Here is a 21,065-nt window from a genome sequence, read left to right on the forward strand (position 1 = left end):
CCTAGCGAAATGCCCCGATCAGCGTGTCGAATAGTGAGTTAGCCACCGACACGGCTTTGGCTGCTGCCTGATACGAATTTTGAAAATTGATGAGATTGGCCGCTTCTTCATCCAAGTTGACGCCGGATACGTTTTCCTTGGCGCTGGTGGCTTGTTTTAGCAGGGTTTCCTGCGCGGTGCGACCCACCGAAGCGGCATGCGTTTGCGAACCCACATCCGAGATCATTTGCCCATACACTTGGGTAAAGCTGGCTTTACCGCCGAACATTTTTGCTTGGGTTTCCAAGTTAGCCAATTTCAGTGCATTGCTGTTGTCGCCGGGCAGGCCGGTGGCGCTGGCGGCAGCAATTTGTCTGGGATTGGTGATGGCCGCGTTCACTTTGATTTTGGTGGCGGCATTAAAGTTGGGGCTGATCTGGAAGGAATCGCCGCTGGTCAACGAGCCGCCGCTAAAACTGATACTAAAACCGTTAGTGGCGGCGGTGGTCGCCAGAGTAGCGGCGCTTAAGCCTGTGGTAGTGGTATTGTCGCTTAAATTGGTCAGGCTGAAAGTGGCCGCCGGCACCGTTGCGGTCACATCAAGCCGGTAAGCGGCGCCCAAGCCGGATGCTGATGTTGGGGCAACAAATGCGCTGGAAACCACCAAGGTGCTGTCGCTGACAGTGGCTTTCACTTGCGGAGTCGGCGAATTCAAATCAAAAAACGCCACATTGGTATTGCCGTTGATGTCGTAGCCGGCTTTATGAATATTGTTAAATTCCGTAGCCAAACCTGTTGCCAGCAAACCCAGCTGTTGTTGCGCAGGGTCCAGTACTTGATCTCTAAAGCGCAAATTGCCGGAGATTTCGCCGCCGGATAACTGTTTTGAAATATCCTGGCCATTCAACATGATCAACTTTTGATTGACGTCGTTACTGTCGCCTACTACCGATAGCGTGGACGCCGCACTGCCCAACACCAGTGGTTGGCCCTTGCCGATAAACACGTTGTAAGAGCCGTCGGCTTGGGCGACATAGGAAACATCGGCTTTTTCGGCAATTTTAGTCAGCAATAGGTCGCGCTGATCCATTAACTCGTTGGGCATTTGCTTGCCGGACGAGCGGCCGATGTCCGACACGATTTTCACATTCAATTCGGCCAGGGTTTTGGCAAAGCCGTTTAGCTCTTGCACCGAACTGGTGATGTTATCGTTGACACGCTTACGCAAGTCGCCGAAGCGGGCGCTCATGGTGTTAAATTGCTGGGTCAGCGATTCAGCTTCGGTCAGCATTACCTGGCGGGCGGCCACCGAGCTGGGATCGTTGGCAACGCTGTCTATCGCATCGAAAAAACTCTTCATGGCCGGCGCCAGACCGGTGGTTTCGTCGGCGGTGATATTGTCGATTTGCGAGGACAAGGTGTAAAAACTGTCTATATCGTGAAACGTCGCGGTGCTGGAGCGGACCTGATTGCTGATGAACTGGTCGTAGCTGCGGGTGATATTAGCAACCTCGACGCCGTTGCCCATATAGCCGTTGCCGGTAAATTGCTCGGGACGTGTAGCCAGTTCGACGCGCTGCCGGCTGTAGCCTTCGGTGTTGGCGTTGCTGATGTTGTTGCTGGTGGTTTCCAGCGAGCGTTGGAACGCCGTCAGCCCCGACAATGCGTTTCCGAGAATGCCAATGGCCATGGTCGCCTCCTATCCCGCGCTTTTTAGAGCTGCTACCTGGGCCGCGGTTTGGCTGTGGTAGATGGTCATGACTTTTTCGGCATACCGCGGATCGGTGGCATAACCGGCTTGTTGCAGCTCGTGTAAATAGTGTCCGGCGTTGCCGGCTTTTTTCAAAGCTTCGCTGTAACGCGGATTGGTTTTGATAAAGTTCACGTAATCGTCGAAGCTCTCTTTATAGGAATCGTAAGCCCGGAAGCCGGCCATTTCTTTTTTGGCGACCCCCCCGGCATATTCCAGCGTCATGGTTTTGGCTTGTTTGCCTTGCCAGGACCTGTCGGCCTTGATATTGAACAAGTTAAAGCTGTTGTCGCCCTGGGGATTTTTCACCATGCCTTGGCCCCAGCCGGTTTCCAATGCCGCTTGAGCCAGCAAGACATTGGGATCCACTCCCAGGCTGCGCGCCGCTTGTTCGGCATGCGGACGCAATTGGTTAACGAACTCGTCTCTGGAGGTTAGCGGCCGATCACTATCGCTGCGCACTTTGTCGTCCAGGGTTTGCCATTGGTCGGCTAGCGCATTTTGACTACGTTCCAAACGGGCCAAACTGCGTTCCAGGCTGCTTAAGCCGGAGGCATCCAGCGGCAGGGATTCTTCGCTTTCCTCGCCGGCACGCAGCGATTGGTGTTTGTCGGGGTTGTTGCTGGCGCCGGTGCCGGCCGCGCGATTCAAGAAATCGCCAGTGGACAGTTGTTTGTCTTGTTCTTCGTCTTTATTTTGTTTGGGCGACAGTTGTTGAGCAATCAAATCCGCAAAACCGATACCGGGTTTGCCGGCCAGGTGCACGGACATTTGTTGGTCGTACATGTCTTGGTAAAACTGGGTTTGTTGGCTATCCAAAATACCTTCGGACAATTTAGCCTGACGCATGTTTTTCATCATCATGCCTAAAAACACCGACTCGAATTGTTTGGCGACTTCCTTGATCGCCTCGGGCGATTGCTCGCGGGCGCCTTGTTTAAGTTTCGCCAGGCCGTTGAAGTCGGTATAAACCGAAGCGCTGTCTACGTTTAACATGGGAATCTCCAAAAAATCATGCAATTGGCGGCTGTATTACGCTGTTTAAATCACGATCAGCTCGGCTCTGAGCGCGCCGGCGGATTTCAATGCTTCCAAAATCGCCACCAAGTCGCTGGGGCCGGCGCCGACGCCATTTACCGCTTGAACGATCTCGTCCAGCGATACGCCGGGGTTGAAGACAAACATGTGGTTCTTGTCTTCTTTGACCGATACGTTGGATTGCGGTGTGACTACGGTACTGCCGCCGGATAAGGGGTTGGGCTGGCTGACTTGTTGGTTTTCGCTGATCGTCACCGTCAGGCTGCCATGAGACACCGCGGCCGGTTGTACTCTGACCTTGCTGTTGATAATCACGGTGCCGGTGCGGGAATTGACAATCACTTTGGCCGGCGCATCGTCGGGGGCCAGTTCCAGGTTTTCGATAACGGAGGCAAAGCCGACCCGTTGATTGGGATTAACCGGCGCTCTGACGCTGACCGAAGTGGCGTCGACGGCTTGCGCGGTGTCGGCACCTAGGGCCTTATTGATGGAATCGGCCATGCGCTGCGCGGTGGTGAAGTCCGCGGAATTCAAGTTAAACACCAGGTCAGCGCTTTGATCGAATGAACTGGGCACGATGCGTTCCACCGTGGCGCCGTTGGGCACCCGGCCCACCAGCGGATTGTTGACGGTAATTTTCGAACCGTCCTGACCGCCGGCGCTAAGGCCGCCTACCACTAAATTCCCTTGTGCCACCGCATACACATTACCGTCGGCACCGCGTAAGGGGCTCATCAACAGTGAGCCGCCGCGCAAACTTTTGGCGTCGCCTATCGAGGACACCGTGACGTCAATTTTTTGACCGGGTTTGGCGAAAGCGGGCAGGTCGGCGTGAATGCTGACCAATGCGACGTTTTTGGCTTTGGGATCGGTATCCGGCGGCAAAGTCAGACCCAGCTTGCCCATCATGCTGCGCAGGCTTTGGCCGGTAAATTTGGTTTTGTCGCCGGTTTTATCCAGCCCCGTCACCAGGCCGTAGCCCACCAATTGGTTGGTGCGCACGCCGGCGATGGCGGCGATGTCTTTGATGCGTTCCGCTTGCGCGGTATTTGCCAAGAGCAGCAAGGCGATTGAAAAGAGTATTTTGTTCATCAGATTTCTCCGTCAGCCTCGCCTAGAAGGGAAACAAGGGGCTGGAAAGAATTCGCGAAATCCAGCCGGGCTTGCTGCTGTCGGCCAAGGCGCCGTCGCCGGTGTACATAATTGTGGCGTCGGCCACTTTGCTGGAGGCCAGGGTGTTGGCGACGTTGATGTCGATAGGCCTTACGATGCCGGACAGGCGGATATATTCGCTGCCGTCGTTCAGCGTCACACGTTTTTCGCCGCGCACGCGCAGATTGCCGTTGGGCAATACATCGACTACGGTCACGCTCATGCTGCCGGTCAACCGGTTACTTTGCCGGGAGTCGCCTTTGCCTTCGCTGCTGCGGTCGGTACTGTATTCGAGCGATGAGGCCAGGTCATGTCCAAGCAAAGCCTCGCTGGCGACGCCGAATAGAGTTGGGGCGGAGCCTTTGATATTGATGTCAGAGTTTTTACTGGCCTTGGAATTGGCTTGCTTGGTGGCGTTGGTGTTCTCGTCGAAGGTTACCGTCAAAATATCGCCGACCCGGCGCGCGGCATGATCTTCGAATAAACGCATGTCGTAGCCGGCCTGGTAAATCGCGCCGTTGCTTTGTTGGGGCGGCCGCAAATCGGCGGGTTGCACTGGAGCGAAGTCGGGGTCGCGTTTTGGCAAGGTATCGCAGCCTGCCAGTAAGGCGATTGCCGCTAGCAGCAAAATTTTGCCGCCTGCTTGCCGTGTGATGAATGTATTCATGAGCTTTGTCCTGAATTAAAGTTGCTGCGTGACAAAGGACAACATCTGGTCGGTGGTGGAAATGGCTTTGGAGTTCATCTCATAAGCACGCTGGGTTTCTATCATGTTGACCAGCTCTTCCACGACGTTGACGTTTGAGGTTTCCAAGGAACCTTGAATCATGGTGCCGAGTTCGTTCTCGCCGGGCGCGCCGATAATCGGCGCACCGCTGGCGACAGTTTCCCGGAACAGGTTATCGCCAATCGGCTCCAGGCCGGCGGTATTGATGAAGTCGGCAATTTGAATTTGGCCTACTTGATTGGCCGCCGCGGCGCCGGGTTGGGTTACCGATACCGTGCCGTCCTGGCCGATGGTGACGCTCAGCGCGTCTTGCGGAATGGTGATGGCCGGTTCCAGCGGCATGCCGTTGGAAGTGACCACTTGGCCGGTGGAATCCATTTTGAACGAGCCGTCACGGGTGTAGTTGATGTCGCCGTTGGGCATTAAAATCTGCATAAACCCGCGTCCGCTGACCGCTATATCCAGCGAGTTGCCGGTTTGTAGAATATTGCCTTGGGTGTGCAGTTTTTCGGTCGCCACCGTGCGCACCCCGGTGCCTAGCTGTAAGCCGGTGGGTAATTGGGTGTTTTGGGTAGACTGTGCGCCGGCTTGACGGACGTTTTGATACATCAAGTCGGCGAAAATCGGTCTGGCTTTCTTGAAGCCGGTGGTGTTGACGTTGGCCAGGTTATTGGAAATAACCGCCATGCGGGTTTGTTGGGCATCCAAACCGGATTTTGCGACCCATAATGCTCGTTCTGTCATGACAATCTCCTAATCTGACAATTTTTTGTCTTATCAGGAGTAATGCAGAAACTATGCCACTTGCATCAGCTTGGCGCTGGCGCCGGATGTGTCGTCGATGTTTTTCATGACTTTGGATTGCAATTCGAAGTTTCGAGACAGCTCTATCATTTCCACCATCGCCGCCAAAGCATTGACGTTACTGGATTCCAGCGAGCCTTGAACCAGCGTGACAGTGGCGTCGGCCGGGATGGCACCGGCTTGCTTGGCGTGCATCAAGCCGTCTTCGCGTTTTTCCAGATTGGCCGGATCAGGGTTGACCAGCTTGATCCGTTCAACAATCACGCTATTGGTGGCATTGACGCCTTGCGGGACGATGGAGATGGTGCCGTCGGTACCGATTTCCAGTTTTTGGGCGGGCGGAACGGTGATCGCTTCGCCGCCTTCGCCAAGCACCGAGAGTCCTGCGCCGTTTTGCAGTAAGCCTTCCGGGGTGAGGCGCAGATCACCGGCGCGGGTATAGGCCTCCTGGCCCTCTGCATTACGCACCGCGATCCAGCCTTGGCCGTTGATGGCGACATCCAGGTCGCGGCCGGTGGTATGGATGCTGCCGCTGGCCATGTTGGTGCCGGGGCGTTCGGTCATCGAATACACCCGTGAGGGATAGCCGGGACCGAAAGCCGGCATCGCGCGAAATTGCTCGAAATCAGCCTTGAAGCCGGTGGTTTGGGCGTTGGCCAGATTATTGGCGTTGGCGCCTTGCGCCAGCAAGGTCTGCTTGGCGCCGTTCATCGCAATGTATAGGCTACGGTCCATGGTTATTCCCCATTAATTACCGAATCTGCAGTATGGTTTGCATAATGCTGTTTTCAGTGGTGATGGTTTGCGCATTGGCCTGGTAATGCTGTTGGGCTACGATCAGGTTGACCAGTTGCGCGGATAACTCGACATTCGAGCTTTCCAACGCGCCGGCCTGAATCAAGCCGAAGTTATTCGCGCCGGCCTCACCGGGAATCGGTTCCCCGGAGTTGGCGCTTTGTCCCCAGGCGGTGTCGCCGATTTTGGCCAAGCCGTTGGTATTGGCGAAGCGGGTTAATGCCACTTTACCCATGGTCTGTGAGCCGCCGTTACTGAAGCGGGCAAATATCACCCCTTCGTCGTCAATATCAATGCCCGTCAAGCGTCCGGCCGGTAAGCCGTTTTGCGTCATGGTATTCACGCTGAACTTTTCCTGAACCTGGGTGGAGCCGAAGAAGTCCATGGTGCCTACCTTCACAGGGGCCGCGCCGGTCGCCGGCAGTATGGTGTAATCACTCAAGGCGAAGCGTCCGGACACCGGGGATTGTAATTTGCCGGAGGAATCAAAAGTCATCACGGCCGGCGTCGGCAAAGTGGTGGTCGTGGCCGGGGCGGCGACCGCCGTGCCATAGGTGCCGGCATTGATGGAGGTTCGGGCGGTTGGGGTGGCTGGCTCGGCCATAAAATGATACACACTCCAATTCGTGGTGGAGGCTGTCGAGGCGCCTTTCACATAATAGGTGGAGAGAATATGCGGCGAACCCAGCGAATCGTAAACAGTCACCGAGGTTTGCGAGTTGTAGGAGTTATTGTTGGTTGGGTCGAACGGAGTTACGCTGGGAACGGTTTCGTTGGCGTTGAGATTTACCGCCAGAGAGACAGTGTCGGTGGCGCTGGGTAAGCCGGTGAGGGTATTGATCTGCACCGGTTGCGTCACCCCGGTGCTGAAGCCGTCGGAGACTGCAGTGCCGTTGGGTTTATAAACCATCAGTGATTTGCCTTGGTTGTTAACCAGATAGCCGTCCTTGTCCAGTTTGAATTCGCCGGACCGGGTATAAGTGATGTCATTGGTTTCTGTTGGGCTTTTGGCCATGGTAAAGAAGCCTTCGCCGCTGATCGCCAAATCCAGATTGTTGTCGGTGAACGACAAGCTGCCTTGGTTGAATTGTTGGGCGACGTTGGCAACTCTGACGCCGGCGCCGGCCGTGGTGTTGCTGACGCCGCCCAGGCTGGAGGCGTAAACGTCGGCAAATTCCGAGCGCGACTTTTTAAAGCCTACGGTGTTGGCGTTGGCAATGTTGTTGCCGGTCACCGCCAGATTGTTGGATGCGGCGTTTAAGCCGCTTAATGCTGTTGTAAAAGCCATGATGCCTTCTCCTTCACAAGATTTGTTTAATTTGACTGAATTTTACGGTGCCGACGCCGTCCAGATTGACTTGCAGGCCGTTGCTGCCGCTGCCCATCGTCACGCTTTTCACTAGCGATTTAATATTGGTGGCTAATACCGTATTGACGCCGTCAATTTTGGCTTCCGCTTGAATTTTGTAGACGCCGGGGTCGGCAAATTGTTTATTGCTGTCTTTGCCGTCCCATTCGAAGGTGGTAGTGCCCGCCGACTGTGCGCCCATATCGATTTCTCTGATGGTGGCGCCGGTTTGCGGGTCTATGATTTTCACGCTGACATTCGGCGAGCTGCTGGGCATTTCGAAATCGCCCGAGACGCCGCCGCCGGCACCCAGCAAAGCTTCCTTGGAGGGTGCCGAAACATGGCGGCCAACCAAGCCGGCTGCTTGCAGGGCTTGGTCTGAGCTGAGCGAGCTGGCAAACTCTTTGAACGAAGCCTGTAGATCTTGAATACCCGATACGGTGCTGAATTGCGCCATCTGGCCAAGAAATTCGCCGTTGTCCATGGGCTTCATCGGGTCTTGATGCGTCATTTGCGTGGTCAGCAGTTTCAGAAACTGGTCTTGCCCCAAGCTTTGTTTTTTTACGCCGCTTGATGTGTCGGAGCTGGTAGTGGCCAAGCCGAGACTTTTAAAGGTGTCTATTGCGCTGGTCATAAATGCCTCACTGTCCCATTTTCAGGGTTTGCAAAATCAGGTTTTTAGCCGTATTCAACACCTCTACATTGTTTTCGTAGGAGCGGGAAGCGGACATCATATTGGCCATTTCTTCCACGGTATTGACGTTGGATTTATAGATGTAGCCGGTCGCGTCCGCCAACGGATGATTGGGGGCATATTCCATCACCGGCGGCGCTTGGTTTTCGACGACGCCCAGCACGTTGACGCCGCTGGCGGTGCTGTTCTTGTTCATTGCATTTTTCAGTTCGGCGGCAAACACCGGTTGACGGGATTTGTAGACTTGGTCAATGCTGCTGCTGACGCTGTTGGCGTTGGAAATATTGCTGGCGACCAGATTGAGTCTGAGGTTTTGCGCGTTCATACCGCTGCCGGCGACGTCGAAGATGCGAAATGCAGACATGGTTATTCTCCTTTAATGGCCGACATCAGGCCGGAAAACTTGTTGTTGATAAACCGTAAGCTGGCTTCGTACTGCACAGCGTTTTCTGCGTATTTGGCTTGTTCGATGTGCGATTCGACGGTATTGCCGTCCAGCGAGGCTTGTTGCGGATTGCGATAGAGCAGATCGGCGCCGAGTACATTATTCTGGCTAGACAGATGGCCTTGCTGGCTGCGTTTCAGCTCTGATCCTGCCCCGGCCAGGGTTTGTTGAAACACCGACTTGAAGTCCAGGTCGCGAGCTTTGTAATCGGGCGTATCGGCGTTGGCCAGGTTTGACGCCAGAATTTCGCTGCGCTTTTCGCGCAACGCTAATGCTTGCGGATGAATGCCTAAGGCACTGTCGAAGTTAATAGCCATAATTGCCACCTTTGGGTTTTTTAAACCTTAAAGCAGTATATGTGCCATAAAATAAATGTGCTGTTATTTCATTTGTGTAGCGGATTTGAGGGATGGCGAGAGTGTCAAAAAACAGTGTTTCGGGCGGGGCGGCAAAATGCTGCCGCTGTGTTAAGTCGTCAATAAACTGACGAGCGACTTAACCGATTTTTTTGAAGTAGCTGGTTAAGCCGGAACGAACCAATTCAAAGCTGTTTAAGCCTGTTGGCATCGCTTCGGTACTGCTGAGGAACAGATAGCCGCCGGGTTCCAGGCTGTCAGCCATGCGGGAGAGGATGTCGCGTTTAACTTGATCGGAGAAATAGATCAGGACATTGCGACAGAAGATCAGATCAAAACGGCCCAAGGCAGTGAACGATTTGAGCAGGTTGAATTGTTGAAAACGCACGAGTTGGCTGACTTCCGGGCTAAGTAAGTAGCCGTCGTAATTTTTGTGGAAATACCGGGCTTTTGCCGTGCTATCCAGGCCGCGAGATAGTGCGGCTTCTGAATAAACCGCTCGCTTGGCTTCTTCGAGGATAGCTTCCGAGATGTCAGTGCCGATAATTTGCACGGAGCGGGATTTGCTGGAGGCTCTGATGGCTTCCAGGGCGCAGATGCCTATCGAGTAGGGTTCCTGACCGGATGAGCACGCGGCGGACCAAACTCTTACGTTGCCGTTTTTGCTGTTTAACAAGCCGGGTAAGACCTTGTCTTTGAGTTCGACGAATTGCCGTTCGTCGCGAAACCAGAAAGTTTCGTTGGTGGTCATCGCGTCGATGACGGCGCTTTTGATTTTTTGCGAGGAAAATGACGCGGATTGTAGGCTGTTGGCTAGTTCAGCGAAACTTGCGAATTCAAATTTGCCCATCAAGGGCAATAATCGGCTTTTTACCAGGTATTGTTTGCTGTCGCCCAACTCGATGCCGCAGCTCTGGCTGAGGAATTGTTGTATGGTTTGGTACTCCGCGGCGGAAATGTCGATAATTTTACCCGCCGGACTACCCGGTTCAGCCTGGTTCAACATGTCTAAGCTTTGCGGCTGGACGGCATCTCGAATATCGGTCAGGAATGGGCTGCATGATAAAGCTTGAGCTGATGCTGGATGGAATTCATCAACGAGTCTGGGTCAAATTTGGCCAGAAATTCGTTAGCGCCGACTTTTTGGACCATTGATGTGTTAAACACGCCGCTTAATGAAGTATGCAAAATCAAATAGATTTTTTTCATGTTGGGGTCGGCTTTGATTTTGGTAGCTAGGGTATAGCCGTCCATGCGCGGCATTTCTACATCGGAAATGATCATCGAGTATTTGTCCTGAATATCGATGCCGTCGGCCACCAGCGCGTTTAAATGATCCCAGGCTTCTTGGCCGTCTTTTAGCAGCGTACATTCGATGCCGATTTGCTGGCAGACCCGTTTAACTTGGTTCCTGGCCACCGATGAATCGTCCACTACCAAGATATGATCGTTTTTGCTGGTTACTTCCATGTCAATGATTTCTGCAGAAGCTTCTTCGCGGCCGCCGATGACTTCTTTCATCACTTTTTCGACGTCAATCACCTCTATCAGCTCACCGTCGATTTCAGTCACTGCAGTTAGATAGCTTTCTTTGCCGGTGCCGGTAGGTGGGGCTTTTACTTGTTCCCAACCGATATTAATGATCCGGTCTACCGAGCCGACCAGAAAGCCTTGAATGGAACGGTTGTATTCGGTGACGATGACGTAGCAGCCGGCGTCGCGGACCAAGGGTCTCATGCCGATAGCCATCGACAAATCGAGTACGGGAATGGTTTTACCGCGCAGGTGAGCAACGCCGCAAATCACCGAATGTGAATTGGGAATTTGCGTTAAGGGCGGGCATTGAATCACTTCCTGAACTTTGAAAACATTAATCCCAAAGCGTTGTTTACTAACAAGTTTAAACAACAAGAGTTCGAATCTGTTGTGCCCCGCCAGTTTGGTGCGCTGATCGACTCCGTCTAAGACTCCGGCCATAAAACCCCCTGAAATATACTGCTTGCAATTATAGACACTTTGCTTTTTTTTACTTTATAAAATTACTGGTATGTTTCGTGCTGTATTCTTGCAAAAGTCAAAAAAATGGCGACTGCAATGAAGATCAAAAATTTGAGAGTGATTTGGCTGTTGGTCTGCGAAACAGCGTTAGCGGGGCCGATGCAGTCGGTGCCGTTAATCCAGGATGCGGTTAACCAATACATCAGCACCAATCTTGCTCCAGGCGGCAAGTACGAAATAGGCGGAGCGCAAATTGATCCGCGTTTGCAATTGCCGCAGTGCGAACAACCATTACAAGTATTTACCCAATCCGGCGAAATAAAGCCGGGCAGGAATACGGTTGGGGTGCGATGCCAAGGCGAAAGAGGCTGGACGATTTACAGCATGGTATCGGTAAGGTCGTTTAAAGACGTACTGGTCCTGAATCGTTCGTTACAACGCAATGATGTGATTCGTGCCGAGTATTTGACTGCGGAAACTCGCGATATTGGCTTGTTGCAACAGGGTTATCTGACTGAGTTGGATGATGTCGTTGATAAGCAGGCGGTACGTAATATTCCCGCCGGCAGTGTGTTGAGTAAGCTGCACGTTACCGAGTTGACGTTGGTCAAGCGCGGCGAGCGGGTGAATATTCAATCGGGCAAGGCCGGAGTGCTGATTAGCGCGGTTGGCACGGCGATGGCGGATGGCGCAAAAGGTCAGAAAATCAATGTAAAAAACTTGTCTTCGCAACGGGTAATCCAGGCCACCGTGGTGGATTCCGGTCAGGTATCGGTTTATTTTTGATAAAGCGTTAAAGGAATTTATGATGATGCCGCTAAATGCTACAGATAAAACTAATTTAGGAATACCGTCATGGCTATCGACCCTATCACCAGCAAATCTGTTAGCACACCGCTACCGGCAAAACCAGCGGTTAAGGACTCGGCCGAACCTAAAGAGAAGCCCGTCAGCGGCGCCTCCACGGACACAGTCAACATCACAGCGACCGCTCTGGACATTAAATCGGCAACTGCTGCAAGCGCTACCGCCCCCGTGGTGAACGAAGACCGTGTGGCGGCCATAAAAGCCGCTGTGCAGGACGGCAGCTATCAAGTCAACGCCGAGCGCGTTGCCGAGAAAATGTTGCAATTTGAAGGTCAACTAACCAATAGCACATGACGTCATGATAGAGAAAACTTATCAAATCACCGAAAAACTACTAAATAACGGTTTAAAAGCAACGCAAAGTTTGCACGAGCTGCTGAACGCCGAAGCCGCAAACCTGAAACAAAAAACCGATGCGGATGCCATATCGGCAATCGCTACCCACAAAAAAGATCTGGTTGCCCAGCTTGAGCAATTCACCAAGCAACTTGGGCAGGTACTCGCCACCGAGCAACTGGTGGTGAGTAACGATGGCATGAAAGCCTATCTGGTCAAAGCTAAATCCGCCGGTATCAATATTTCCGAGTCCTGGAATTATTGGAATCACATCGTTAGGCTCTCCCAAACCTGTCGTACAATTAACGAACAAAACGGTGCCAGCATTGCGTTATTGAGTCGACATACGCAAAGATCACTGCAAATCTTAAGAGGCAAGTCGCCGTTAGCCGCTACCTATGGGCCTGATGGAGTAACCCGCAACGAGCTGTTTTCGCATACATTAATTTCGGTGTAGACTGAGCGACGAATAACCAGATAGGTCGCTCATATGCTGCGAAAACTCAAGCATTTATTTTCAAAACCGTTGCCGACGGAGCCCGCTCACGATGACGATGACGAGCTATTGAGTTTTGAGAACCCCAACTTTATTACCGATTCCGACAAGATTGCCAAATTATTGGGGGAAATTGAAAATAGTTCGCCGCTATGTACCGTTCAGGTTGAGGGCGAGGACTTTAGTTCTTCAATATTGGCAGTCAAACTGGATAAGAAGGTCATTATCCTCGACGAGCTGATGCCTAAACACGGCAACGATTTTCTGTTGCTTAATCGCTCGCTGAAACTCTCTACCTTTCATAAGGGTATCCATTTATCGTTTAATCTGGCGGGAATCGAAGTCGGTCATTCCCGGGGAATCAATTACTACAAAGCCCCGTTCCCTGATCGCGTGTTTTATCCTCAGCGGCGGCGCACCCCGCGTCTGGAAATTAGCAGTATCGATATTCCATTTTCCGGCGTTGTGCAGCGCACGGGTATTTCGGTAGGAGGTAGTCTGTTCGATTTATCCAGAGGCGGAGCGGGGATTACCGTTCCTGTTAATAGGGCGCGGGTTCAGCGCGGCGATACCGTCAAAAACTGCCAAATCACCTTTGAAGATTATGTTATGGATTTTGATCTGTCCGTACGCTTTGTAAAGCCGGTATCGGCGGCATCAGCCAAAGTGCAAATCGGCGGATTATTCGAAAATCTGTCTGCAAAAAGCCAATCCAAGTTGTCCTATTTCATCACTTCACTTGAGCGCGTGGAGATTAGAAAACAGAAAGCCTAGTCTTCTGGCCTGTGGTAAAATCACGCTCTAAGGTCCCGGTAGCTCAGCAGGATAGAGCGGTCCCCTCCTAAGGGACAGGTCGGACGTTCGAATCGTCTCCGGGACGCCATAACAGCCGTTACGAACTGCTTTTGGCTGACCAAAGCTCTCGCAATCGTTGCATCAAACGCCGGTTTAAAGTCTGGACATGAGGCATAGTTTTTTGCAAATCCAACTCCCATGTGCGCTCAACGCTGATGGCGTTTTGAAATAGTTTTCCCGTGCGAGCTTATTTTTCTGCGCATCCGCTATCTTCATTATGAGTCTTGTAGCGGCCATGATTCATGCCAGTTTGGCACGCTGATGAACTTCAATAGTCGGTCTTACAGGGTGGTAGCCCAGCTAGCAAAGCATCGTTCGTTAAAGGCTTTAATCAAAACTTAATATTTTGTTAATAAAGGATTAAGTTGCCGGCTGTAGAATCTCGGCATACCCAATTTCTAATTGCAGTTTTTAGTCTTGAACAACCGATTTGTCCGACAGGTGCACGACCTCTCATAGAGGTGAAGGGCGTTTCTGTCTTAACAATGGATTGTGGCGCATTATATTGCACGGTAGAGTTGGGGGCGATTGGTGTTGGGTAGCGGGGCTTGCATTCAGTGGTTTATGCCGTGGTATAGGGATAAGTCTAGGGAGAAAGCCGGAGGGGTATGCACCCTATGTAGCCAGGTTATTCAAGTGGTTGCCATGCCTTTGTAAAAAGCGCCGTTTCAGTAAAGTCGTTTGAATATATCAATTCATCTATTGAACTTGATCTCTGTTTCAGGGATTAACCATTTTGAGCTATTGCCTTGCGATCAACGAATGTTCGGCAGTAGCGGCTTACGAGAGTTGAAGACTCGTAGTAAGCAGACAGAACTCTGCTAAAGCTGATGTTGTTATGCAATATCGGCTTCGGAGTATAAGGTGGCTAAAGGATAGCCGTTTGTTAACGTAAGTGAAAATGGGGAACAATCCATGAAAATGCTTTTATCTTTAAAACTTTGGCTTGCTGTTTGCCTGTTTGCAGTTTCGACTGCAAGCTCAGCAGGCATCATTTGGGAAGCTACTGACGGCGATAGTAATTTTATCTCCTTCGGTTCTAGTGCATTCCCATTTACTTCAAGTGACACCTTCGGTATCTTCGCTGCTACCGCTGATCTGGCTGCTGATGCACCGGTGTACACTTTTAACGGTGTAGGTAGCTTTGCCTCTGCTAGCCCTTTTAAATTGGGTCTGTTGACAGCAAGCGGTTGGGTTAGCGAAGCCGGTAATTACGAGCTGAGCGCTCCTAATACCTTCTTGTTGTCCTTTGTAAAACCTGGCGTGATTACCAACAACTTAAGCTTTCTGTTTGGATTTGATCTGAAAGCAACCGCTAATCAAAACCCTGTCACTAGCGTGCCTCTCCCCGCTTCTGTATGGTTTATGACAAGTGCGTTGATGGGCTTTCTGTATATAGGTCGTCGTAAACAGGTCGTTTAATCCCAAGCTATCATTGGGCTTTTAGGCCGGTTGGAGTCCAGTACTCCACCCGGTTTTTTTATGCCTATTGAACAGAGGCCGGTTTGTTCATAAGTGCTTACACAAAGTTGTGAGCAAATCCGGCAACGCACCAAAATCAGCGCGCTCATTTTCGAATGCGTTCGAGGCACGGTTTTTATAGCGTTTATCTTGTTGCAGCAGGCCATAATAGGCGGTGTGCAGATTATCTTGGGTAAATACTATGGCGAAAATACTAGTGATCGGTTGTGGAGATATTGGCTATCAGGTGGCTTTGCGCTTGCACCAGCAGGGACATCAGGTAACCGGGTTGAAGCGCAGCGCGCCGGCTACCTCAATCCCGTTTCCCATTTTTATTGCCGATATAAGATTGGCCTCGTCATTGGTTACTTTACCAAGCAGCTTTGATGCGGTGATATTTATCGTAGCTCCCGATAGCCGACAGGCTGAGGAATATCAGGCGCTGTACGATGTTGGTTTGCGCAATTTGTTAGCGCATTTTGCGGGAGCTGAAACATCACCCAGTTGGTTGATGGTGTCTTCTACCAGTGTTTACGAACAGAATCGCGGTGAATGGGTCGATGAAACCAGTATGGCAGAGCCAGTTGGCGCCACTAGCCGGTGGCTGGCTGCGGCCGAGAAACGGTTGTGGGCTGCGAGTGACCGAAGTTGCGTCGTGCGTTTTTCCGGGATTTACGGACCGGGTCGTGATTGGTTATTACGCCGAGCGGAGCGAGGGGAGGGCATCCAACAGCAACTGCCCAGTTATACCAACCGCATCCACTCGGAGGATTGTGTGGCGGTGTTGTTATTTTTACTGGAAAAACAACTCGCCGGTGTAGCCTTGGAGCCTTGCTATCTGGCGACCGACGATGAACCGGCCCCGCTTTGGGACGTGATGAGTTGGTTGGCCGAACAATTTGCTTGTCCTCCGCCCTCTCCGTTGCCAGTAACCCCGGATGCCCCACAAAACAAACGCTGTCGCAACACCAGGCTCAAGGCCTTGGGTTACCGCTTTTTGTACCCTAGTTATCGGGATGGTTATGCAACCGTGCGATCATTGCCGGGCGCGGATGACTGAGCTCAATGACTTTTGATGCCCTCTTCATGTTATTCAAGCTCAAGCAAGTTTATAGGTGTTGAGTTTGCCGTTTATTCGCTACACCGCGCTTCGTCGCGAACACTGTTGCGGCATGTTGTAAGAACGCCGGCCGACTTTTTTCGCCGCTCCTCCGATAGTCCTCGTCTAACGCTGCGATCGCTTCGGCTGGCGATACAAATAGTGTGTCAGTCATGACCGAGTAGGTTAATTCGAATAAGCGTTTCAAAGCAATTTGCCAGGTGCTGTCCGTTAAGGCGTATAGCGCATCGCTAAATTGTAAAAAGCGGGTAAACGGTTGTTCGGCGACAATGAGCGGCAAACTCGCGGCAAACCGGCCGGAGTTGCCGATCAAATCCCAAAAGCGGGCGAATCGCGTAATACGTTGCAAGTCAGTAAAGCTTATATCTCGCGTGCTGAGAATGGCGTAGGGTGGCTGCGGGTCATAACGTAGCTGGTAGCCGTCATTGTGTCGGTTGATTGGTGCGCCGCGCAGACGTTTTAAAATCCCGACCTGAATTTCTTGGGGATTCAGCGCAAACAATTTATCGAAACTGGCACCGAAGCCGGCAAGGGTGTCGCCAGGCAGGCCGGCAATTAAATCGGCATGAATATGGGCGTTGGAATGTTGCCGGAGCCAGCTTAAATTGGCTTCGGTCTTCTGGTTATCCTGTTTGCGGCTGATCAGATGTTGGATGGCAGGATCAAAGGTTTGTACACCCACTTCAAATTGCAGTACACCGGGCGGAAATTGGCTGATGGCCTGCTTCAGACGTTCAGGCAAATTGTCCGGAATCACTTCAAAGTGCAAATATAGATCTTCGCTCAAGCGAGCCAAAAAAAACTCAAGGATAGCAACGCTGTTGTCTACTTTTAGATTGAAGGTGCGGTCGATGAACTTAAAGTGTCGTGCACCGCGCCGGTATAGAATTTCCATTTCGCGCAAAAAGCCGTTTAAGTTGAACGGTTTGGCGGTAGTGTCCAGCGACGACAGGCAAAATTCGCATTTGAACGGACAGCCGCGCGATGCTTCCACGTAGATAATCCGTTGACGAATGTCGGTGTCGGTATAGTGTGGATATGGCGATGCCAAGCTGTCCAATGCGGCCATTTCACCGGCCACGATTTTTTCGGGTGGTTTAAATCCTGACAGCAGCTGCCGGCATAATTGCGGGAAACTTATTTCGCCGTTACCGGTGACGACATAGTCCGCCGATTCGGCAATGCTTGGTAAATCGGGCGGATGACTGACTTCCGGCCCGCCAAGTACGATGATAATTTCTGGTGCGACTTGTTTCAGGATGGCTACCACGGCGCTGATTTCCGCCACATTCCAGATATAAACGCCAAGGCCGATAATCCGCGCTTGTTGTTGCAGTAGTTTTTCGACAATTTCGATTGGGCGCTGCTGGATGCCGAATTCTAATAAGGCCGTGTCTGTTTGCAACGTGCCCATGTTGGCGTAGAGATAGCGTAAGCCAAAAGCAGTGTGAATGTATCGGGCGTTGAGGGTAGAGATAACGATGCGAGGCATGTCTGATGTGGCGGATGGCGTCTAAATTGCGGTAATGCGCCAGCATAGCATCAATTTGGTGTTGGAAGCTGCTCTCGGCTGGTCTGCAAATGCAGGCTACGCGCTAGTGTAAACTATTGTGGAAACTGGCATTGTGCTGGAAATGCCCGGCCGTATCAGCATGGCTGGGTGAATGATGTTGCCGGGTTCTGATTAGGCCGGTGATAGTTTGGGAATAAAACGCTTGTGCTAAACGGCCTATGAAATAACTGAGCCGCTACCGATTTTTCCAAAAAGCGGGATCTAACAATTTAGAGAAATCGGCTGCTGCAATCGATGCTTATTTAAGTTCGTCAAGTAAAGCCTGTGCGGCTTGTTGTTGTTGTTTTGAGCCTTTGGACAAGACATCCTCGGCTATCAATTTTGCCGCCTCGGTGTCGCCCATATCGATATAGGCTTTCGCCAAATCGATTTTGGTTTCGAATTCGTCCATATCGGTCAAATCGGAAACCCCCAGCTCAAACTCGTCGGTGTCTGTAGTGCTGATGATTGGCGTGTCAAAGTCGAAGTTGAAATCGAACTCGCCGCTCGGTTGCACAGATGTTTCCAAAACCTGATCTGAAGATTGGGCTGATTTCGGGGTGATATTGTCGAAATCGGAAAAGTCGAATGTTTCCAGTTTCAACTGCGATTCTAAATTCAGTTCAGGTTCGATGCTTAGGCTATCGTCAGTTTGCGCTTTAGAGGTGATGCTTTCGAAGTCGAAATCGAAGCTGTCTGCGTCCGCTAACGCTTCTTTGCTGCCGTCCGTAAGGTCTGAAGCAGTCTTTTTTATGTCATCGAAATCACTAAAGTCGAATGATTCTATATCTGTTGATATCTCGGCTTTTGCGGCATCCTCGTTAGATTTATCCGCAGTTGCTTCTGGAGTTGCATTGTCGACATCGAAGTTAAAATCGAAACTCTCCAAAGCATCCATCGAGTTAGGAGATTTTGTTTCCATCTCCTCTTTGTTGTCAGTCGTTTCGGATTCAGTATCCGCAGCAATTTCGGCAAAACTGGCAAAATCCAAAGATTCAAGCGCCAAGGCAGCCGAATCCGCTTCAGTTTTTTCCGAGTCAGAATCTAGCGCAAAGTCGAAGTCGAACGATTCTATGTCATCGTTGCTGGAAACTGCGGCACTTTCCGTGGTTTCGATAGCCTTCGCCGCAGATTTAGAAGCCGGTGGCTGATCGAAATCAATACTTTCGATATTTGCATCGGTTTGCTTGCTTTCAAGCGGTGACCTGGCGCTGCCGCCGAAACTTCCCAAATCAAAATCCAGTCCGTTGTCTTCGAGTGCCAAATCTTTATCGATATTCAGATCCGACAAATCGTCGTCGAGCTGCGAAAAGCCTTTATCCAAATCGATAATTTCCGTATCGGCCGCGGTGGAACTCGCTGCGCTAACAGTAGTATCGCCTTTGCTGATGGGCGCTGTGGTAGCGGCAAAACTGCCACCAAACAGGGCTAAATCGGGGACGATTTCTTTAGCCATGTCGGTGACTTTTTTCCAGAATGGCTTATCGGTTTGTTTGCCGGCATCGGCCAGTTCTTGCGCATAACCGGCAAAGCTGTCTTTGTTTTCACTGGCGTAATAGATTTCCAGTAATTTCAGTTTGCATTCGTCGCGGTTAGGCTGTTCGCTTATTGCATGGCGGATCAGTTCTTCCGCTTGTTGATAGCGGCCATACGCCAAGTACACGTCGGCTTCCGATATCGGATCAACTTCATTTTGATCGGTGTCGAAGGCATCGAAATCGCTAGGAGTAAAGTCGCTGATAAACGAACTTTCCCCTACAGTGCCGACGTCGTATTCATCGGTACTGCTGATGTCCATAATGGGCACGGAAAGGCTGCTCTCAGAATCGGGCAGCCGAATTTGACTGGCCGATGCGAACATGCTTTCGGTGTTGGTGCGTTCGTCGATTTTACGTTTGCGCCATAACAACCAGCCCAGCAAGCCCAAAATACCAGTACCTAAGGTGCCGGCAACCCAGTAGTAAGCATCCGAGCTAAATAAGCCTTCGTCTTCTGCAACAACCGGTGGAGGTGGCGGCGGAGTAACTTTGGGTGCGGGTGGAACAATAGGCTTGGGCGCCGGTGGTGTCACCACTGCAGGTTCGGAAACCGATGGTTGCGGAGTCGGAGTCGGCATTACTGCCGGAGCTGGGGCCTCGGGGCTGGCAACGGGTGGCTGAGGTGCCGGTTGCGCGGGCTGAGGGCTAGGCTCGGCCGTTGCTGGTTTATTGTTTTGTAAAGTGGCTAGTTGCTGATCTTTTAAGGCCAGCAATTGCTGCATCATGCCTAGTTGTTGCTCGAGCTTTTCGATGCGAGCTTGTAATTCCAGGTCTTTCCCTTCGCTGGCTTGATCAGCAGCGCTATTTAAAGCAGGATTGGCTGTCGCAGCCGAATTTTGTTCGGTTTTTGTTGAACCCGTGCCGGCGGCCTTCGCTTCGGTAGGTGCTACCAATTCGAGCGCTTTCTTGGTGGTTTCTGCTTGTGCGGTTTCCGGCTTGACCTGCTTATTGGCGGCTTTTCGCTCATTTTGCGCTTGTCTTTGTGCCGGATTCATAATTGCGTCCGGCTCAGGAATCTTTAAGGTGGCGCCTTCTTTCAGCGAATTGATATTGCCGTTGTTAAATGCGTCCGGATTGGCTCTGTACAAAGCGGTCAACATTTTCTGGGTCGGAATGTTCTTTTCCTGGCCCACTTGGGTGGCGATACTCCATAAAGTATCCGATTTTTGGATAGGGCCGAATTCGCCGCTAGTGGGTGTTTCTGGCGTAATGTTGTCGGCAGGGGCGGCTCGCACTGCTCGCTTTGGTGCAGTTCGAGTTCTCTTGATCGGGCGCTCTAGTGGCTCAATGGGTTCGGCACTGTAACCGCTGGTTTCCACGACAGGCGTGACCGGTTGGTTATAAGCGGCCGGTGGGTCGATGAGCAATGTGAACTCGCGCATCATGCTGCCTTGCGGCCAAGTGACTTCCAACAGGAAATCCAGAAACGGCTCTGTCAACGCTTCCCTTGAGGAGACTTTTACGATGATGGAGCCGTTTGCTTGCACAACCGGCTCCAACTTGATCTTGGACAGAAAATAATTCCAAACTACGCCGGCTTGGTCAAATTTTTCCGGCGGGGCCAATTTTACCGAGACATCGGCCGGATTTTCGCCCGGTGCGACGCTGAGTCTGATTTCGGCATTGAGTTTTTGGTTTAGGGCAGAATGTAATTCAATTTCGCCGATACCTAAGGGTTGGGCACTGACTGGTGCCAGTAACGATACAACCGCTAAGGCTTTAGTTAAATTGCTCACATTGCTTTCCTTCACTTG

The 21,065-nt window shown here is 51.6% G+C and carries 20 protein-coding genes and 1 tRNA gene; 7 read left to right on the top strand and 14 right to left on the bottom strand.

Features of this window, described 5'->3' with window-relative positions; translation table 11 throughout:
• Position 1 precedes the first annotated feature (1 nt).
• From flgK to ACH5Y9_RS25175, 12 genes are all read right to left on the bottom strand, one after another.
• Positions 2-1,669 (bottom strand): flagellar hook-associated protein FlgK, encoded by a 1,668-nt coding sequence (gene flgK, locus ACH5Y9_RS25120; protein WP_445367995.1) that lies wholly within the window; start codon positions 1,667-1,669, stop codon positions 2-4.
• Positions 1,670-1,678: 9 nt separating this feature from the next.
• On the bottom strand, positions 1,679-2,725 hold the full coding sequence (flgJ, locus tag ACH5Y9_RS25125) for a flagellar assembly peptidoglycan hydrolase FlgJ (protein ID WP_445367996.1): 1,047 nt from the start codon (positions 2,723-2,725) through the stop codon (positions 1,679-1,681).
• Between the two features lie 45 nt (positions 2,726-2,770).
• On the bottom strand, positions 2,771-3,859 hold the full coding sequence (locus ACH5Y9_RS25130) for a flagellar basal body P-ring protein FlgI (RefSeq protein ID WP_445367997.1): 1,089 nt from the start codon (positions 3,857-3,859) through the stop codon (positions 2,771-2,773).
• 22 nt (positions 3,860-3,881) lie between these two features.
• Positions 3,882-4,586 carry a flagellar basal body L-ring protein FlgH gene (flgH, locus tag ACH5Y9_RS25135; RefSeq protein WP_445367998.1) on the bottom strand — a complete coding sequence of 235 codons (705 nt, stop codon included), beginning with the start codon at positions 4,584-4,586 and terminating at the stop codon, positions 3,882-3,884.
• A 15-nt stretch (positions 4,587-4,601) separates the two neighbouring features.
• Positions 4,602-5,390, bottom strand: coding sequence for a flagellar basal-body rod protein FlgG (gene flgG, locus ACH5Y9_RS25140; RefSeq protein ID WP_033159262.1), 789 nt, complete (start codon positions 5,388-5,390; stop codon positions 4,602-4,604).
• Between the two features lie 51 nt (positions 5,391-5,441).
• Entirely contained in the window at positions 5,442-6,185 is a 744-nt protein-coding gene (gene flgF / locus ACH5Y9_RS25145) for a flagellar basal-body rod protein FlgF (RefSeq protein ID WP_445367999.1), read from the bottom strand.
• Positions 6,186-6,201: 16 nt separating this feature from the next.
• A complete protein-coding gene (gene flgE / locus ACH5Y9_RS25150) occupies positions 6,202-7,533 on the bottom strand; it encodes a flagellar hook protein FlgE (RefSeq protein ID WP_445368000.1) in 1,332 nt (443 codons plus the stop codon).
• Positions 7,534-7,546: 13 nt separating this feature from the next.
• Positions 7,547-8,227 carry a flagellar hook assembly protein FlgD gene (locus ACH5Y9_RS25155; protein WP_445368001.1) on the bottom strand — a complete coding sequence of 227 codons (681 nt, stop codon included), beginning with the start codon at positions 8,225-8,227 and terminating at the stop codon, positions 7,547-7,549.
• 7 nt (positions 8,228-8,234) lie between these two features.
• Positions 8,235-8,651 (bottom strand): flagellar basal body rod protein FlgC, encoded by a 417-nt coding sequence (flgC, locus tag ACH5Y9_RS25160; protein WP_445368002.1) that lies wholly within the window; start codon positions 8,649-8,651, stop codon positions 8,235-8,237.
• Between the two features lie 2 nt (positions 8,652-8,653).
• A complete protein-coding gene (flgB, locus tag ACH5Y9_RS25165; protein ID WP_033159267.1) occupies positions 8,654-9,049 on the bottom strand; it encodes a flagellar basal body rod protein FlgB in 396 nt (131 codons plus the stop codon).
• A gap of 178 nt (positions 9,050-9,227) precedes the next feature.
• The gene (locus ACH5Y9_RS25170; protein WP_445368003.1) at positions 9,228-10,094 is read right to left on the bottom strand and encodes a CheR family methyltransferase; all 867 of its coding nucleotides are present in this window, start codon (positions 10,092-10,094) and stop codon (positions 9,228-9,230) included.
• Positions 10,095-10,132: 38 nt separating this feature from the next.
• Entirely contained in the window at positions 10,133-11,065 is a 933-nt protein-coding gene (locus ACH5Y9_RS25175) for a chemotaxis protein CheV (protein ID WP_020483236.1), read from the bottom strand.
• Between the two features lie 117 nt (positions 11,066-11,182).
• Between ACH5Y9_RS25175 and flgA the strand changes: the two genes are divergently transcribed.
• From flgA to ACH5Y9_RS25210, 7 genes are all read left to right on the top strand, one after another.
• Positions 11,183-11,872 (top strand): flagellar basal body P-ring formation chaperone FlgA, encoded by a 690-nt coding sequence (gene flgA / locus ACH5Y9_RS25180; RefSeq protein ID WP_319963114.1) that lies wholly within the window; start codon positions 11,183-11,185, stop codon positions 11,870-11,872.
• A 69-nt stretch (positions 11,873-11,941) separates the two neighbouring features.
• Entirely contained in the window at positions 11,942-12,247 is a 306-nt protein-coding gene (flgM, locus tag ACH5Y9_RS25185) for a flagellar biosynthesis anti-sigma factor FlgM (RefSeq protein ID WP_319963115.1), read from the top strand.
• A 4-nt stretch (positions 12,248-12,251) separates the two neighbouring features.
• The gene (locus ACH5Y9_RS25190; RefSeq protein ID WP_033159270.1) at positions 12,252-12,746 is read left to right on the top strand and encodes a flagella synthesis protein FlgN; all 495 of its coding nucleotides are present in this window, start codon (positions 12,252-12,254) and stop codon (positions 12,744-12,746) included.
• A 33-nt stretch (positions 12,747-12,779) separates the two neighbouring features.
• Positions 12,780-13,559 (top strand): flagellar brake protein, encoded by a 780-nt coding sequence (locus ACH5Y9_RS25195; protein WP_319963117.1) that lies wholly within the window; start codon positions 12,780-12,782, stop codon positions 13,557-13,559.
• A 32-nt stretch (positions 13,560-13,591) separates the two neighbouring features.
• Positions 13,592-13,668: transfer RNA gene (locus tag ACH5Y9_RS25200), tRNA-Arg, on the top strand.
• An 887-nt stretch (positions 13,669-14,555) separates the two neighbouring features.
• On the top strand, positions 14,556-15,062 hold the full coding sequence (locus ACH5Y9_RS25205) for a hypothetical protein (RefSeq protein WP_445368004.1): 507 nt from the start codon (positions 14,556-14,558) through the stop codon (positions 15,060-15,062).
• A 241-nt stretch (positions 15,063-15,303) separates the two neighbouring features.
• Positions 15,304-16,161, top strand: a complete 858-nt coding sequence (locus tag ACH5Y9_RS25210; RefSeq protein ID WP_445368005.1) for an NAD-dependent epimerase/dehydratase family protein — start codon at positions 15,304-15,306, stop codon at positions 16,159-16,161.
• 49 nt (positions 16,162-16,210) lie between these two features.
• On the opposite strand, the gene ACH5Y9_RS25215 is transcribed toward ACH5Y9_RS25210, so the two are convergent.
• Together ACH5Y9_RS25215 and ACH5Y9_RS25220 are read right to left on the bottom strand one after the other, a co-directional pair.
• Positions 16,211-17,713: a DUF4080 domain-containing protein gene (locus tag ACH5Y9_RS25215; protein WP_445368006.1), complete on the bottom strand. Its 1,503-nt coding sequence runs from the start codon at positions 17,711-17,713 to the stop codon at positions 16,211-16,213.
• Between the two features lie 319 nt (positions 17,714-18,032).
• The gene (locus ACH5Y9_RS25220; RefSeq protein ID WP_445368007.1) at positions 18,033-21,047 is read right to left on the bottom strand and encodes a FimV/HubP family polar landmark protein; all 3,015 of its coding nucleotides are present in this window, start codon (positions 21,045-21,047) and stop codon (positions 18,033-18,035) included.
• Positions 21,048-21,065: the final 18 nt, after the last annotated feature.

The sequence above is a fragment of the Methylomonas sp. BW4-1 genome (genome assembly GCF_052474385.1).

Excerpts from the sequence above, each read along its gene's own strand:
- flgH (WP_445367998.1), bottom strand. The coding sequence starts at position 4,586 with ATGAATACATTCATCACACGGCAAGCAGGCGGCAAAATTTTGCTGCTA.
- ACH5Y9_RS25190 (WP_033159270.1), top strand. The coding sequence starts at position 12,252 with ATGATAGAGAAAACTTATCAAATCACCGAAAAACTACTAAATAACGGT.
- ACH5Y9_RS25170 (WP_445368003.1), bottom strand. The coding sequence starts at position 10,094 with ATGTTGAACCAGGCTGAACCGGGTAGTCCGGCGGGTAAAATTATCGAC.
- ACH5Y9_RS25215 (WP_445368006.1), bottom strand. The coding sequence starts at position 17,713 with ATGCCTCGCATCGTTATCTCTACCCTCAACGCCCGATACATTCACACT.
- flgC (WP_445368002.1), bottom strand. The coding sequence starts at position 8,651 with ATGTCTGCATTTCGCATCTTCGACGTCGCCGGCAGCGGTATGAACGCG.
- ACH5Y9_RS25195 (WP_319963117.1), top strand. The coding sequence starts at position 12,780 with ATGCTGCGAAAACTCAAGCATTTATTTTCAAAACCGTTGCCGACGGAG.
- flgG (WP_033159262.1), bottom strand. The coding sequence starts at position 5,390 with ATGACAGAACGAGCATTATGGGTCGCAAAATCCGGTTTGGATGCCCAA.
- flgE (WP_445368000.1), bottom strand. The coding sequence starts at position 7,533 with ATGGCTTTTACAACAGCATTAAGCGGCTTAAACGCCGCATCCAACAAT.
- flgK (WP_445367995.1), bottom strand. The coding sequence starts at position 1,669 with ATGGCCATTGGCATTCTCGGAAACGCATTGTCGGGGCTGACGGCGTTC.
- ACH5Y9_RS25210 (WP_445368005.1), top strand. The coding sequence starts at position 15,304 with ATGGCGAAAATACTAGTGATCGGTTGTGGAGATATTGGCTATCAGGTG.
- ACH5Y9_RS25205 (WP_445368004.1), top strand. The coding sequence starts at position 14,556 with ATGAAAATGCTTTTATCTTTAAAACTTTGGCTTGCTGTTTGCCTGTTT.
- flgJ (WP_445367996.1), bottom strand. The coding sequence starts at position 2,725 with ATGTTAAACGTAGACAGCGCTTCGGTTTATACCGACTTCAACGGCCTG.
- flgM (WP_319963115.1), top strand. The coding sequence starts at position 11,942 with ATGGCTATCGACCCTATCACCAGCAAATCTGTTAGCACACCGCTACCG.
- flgF (WP_445367999.1), bottom strand. The coding sequence starts at position 6,185 with ATGGACCGTAGCCTATACATTGCGATGAACGGCGCCAAGCAGACCTTG.
- flgB (WP_033159267.1), bottom strand. The coding sequence starts at position 9,049 with ATGGCTATTAACTTCGACAGTGCCTTAGGCATTCATCCGCAAGCATTA.
- ACH5Y9_RS25175 (WP_020483236.1), bottom strand. The coding sequence starts at position 11,065 with ATGGCCGGAGTCTTAGACGGAGTCGATCAGCGCACCAAACTGGCGGGG.
- ACH5Y9_RS25130 (WP_445367997.1), bottom strand. The coding sequence starts at position 3,859 with ATGAACAAAATACTCTTTTCAATCGCCTTGCTGCTCTTGGCAAATACC.
- flgA (WP_319963114.1), top strand. The coding sequence starts at position 11,183 with ATGAAGATCAAAAATTTGAGAGTGATTTGGCTGTTGGTCTGCGAAACA.
- ACH5Y9_RS25155 (WP_445368001.1), bottom strand. The coding sequence starts at position 8,227 with ATGACCAGCGCAATAGACACCTTTAAAAGTCTCGGCTTGGCCACTACC.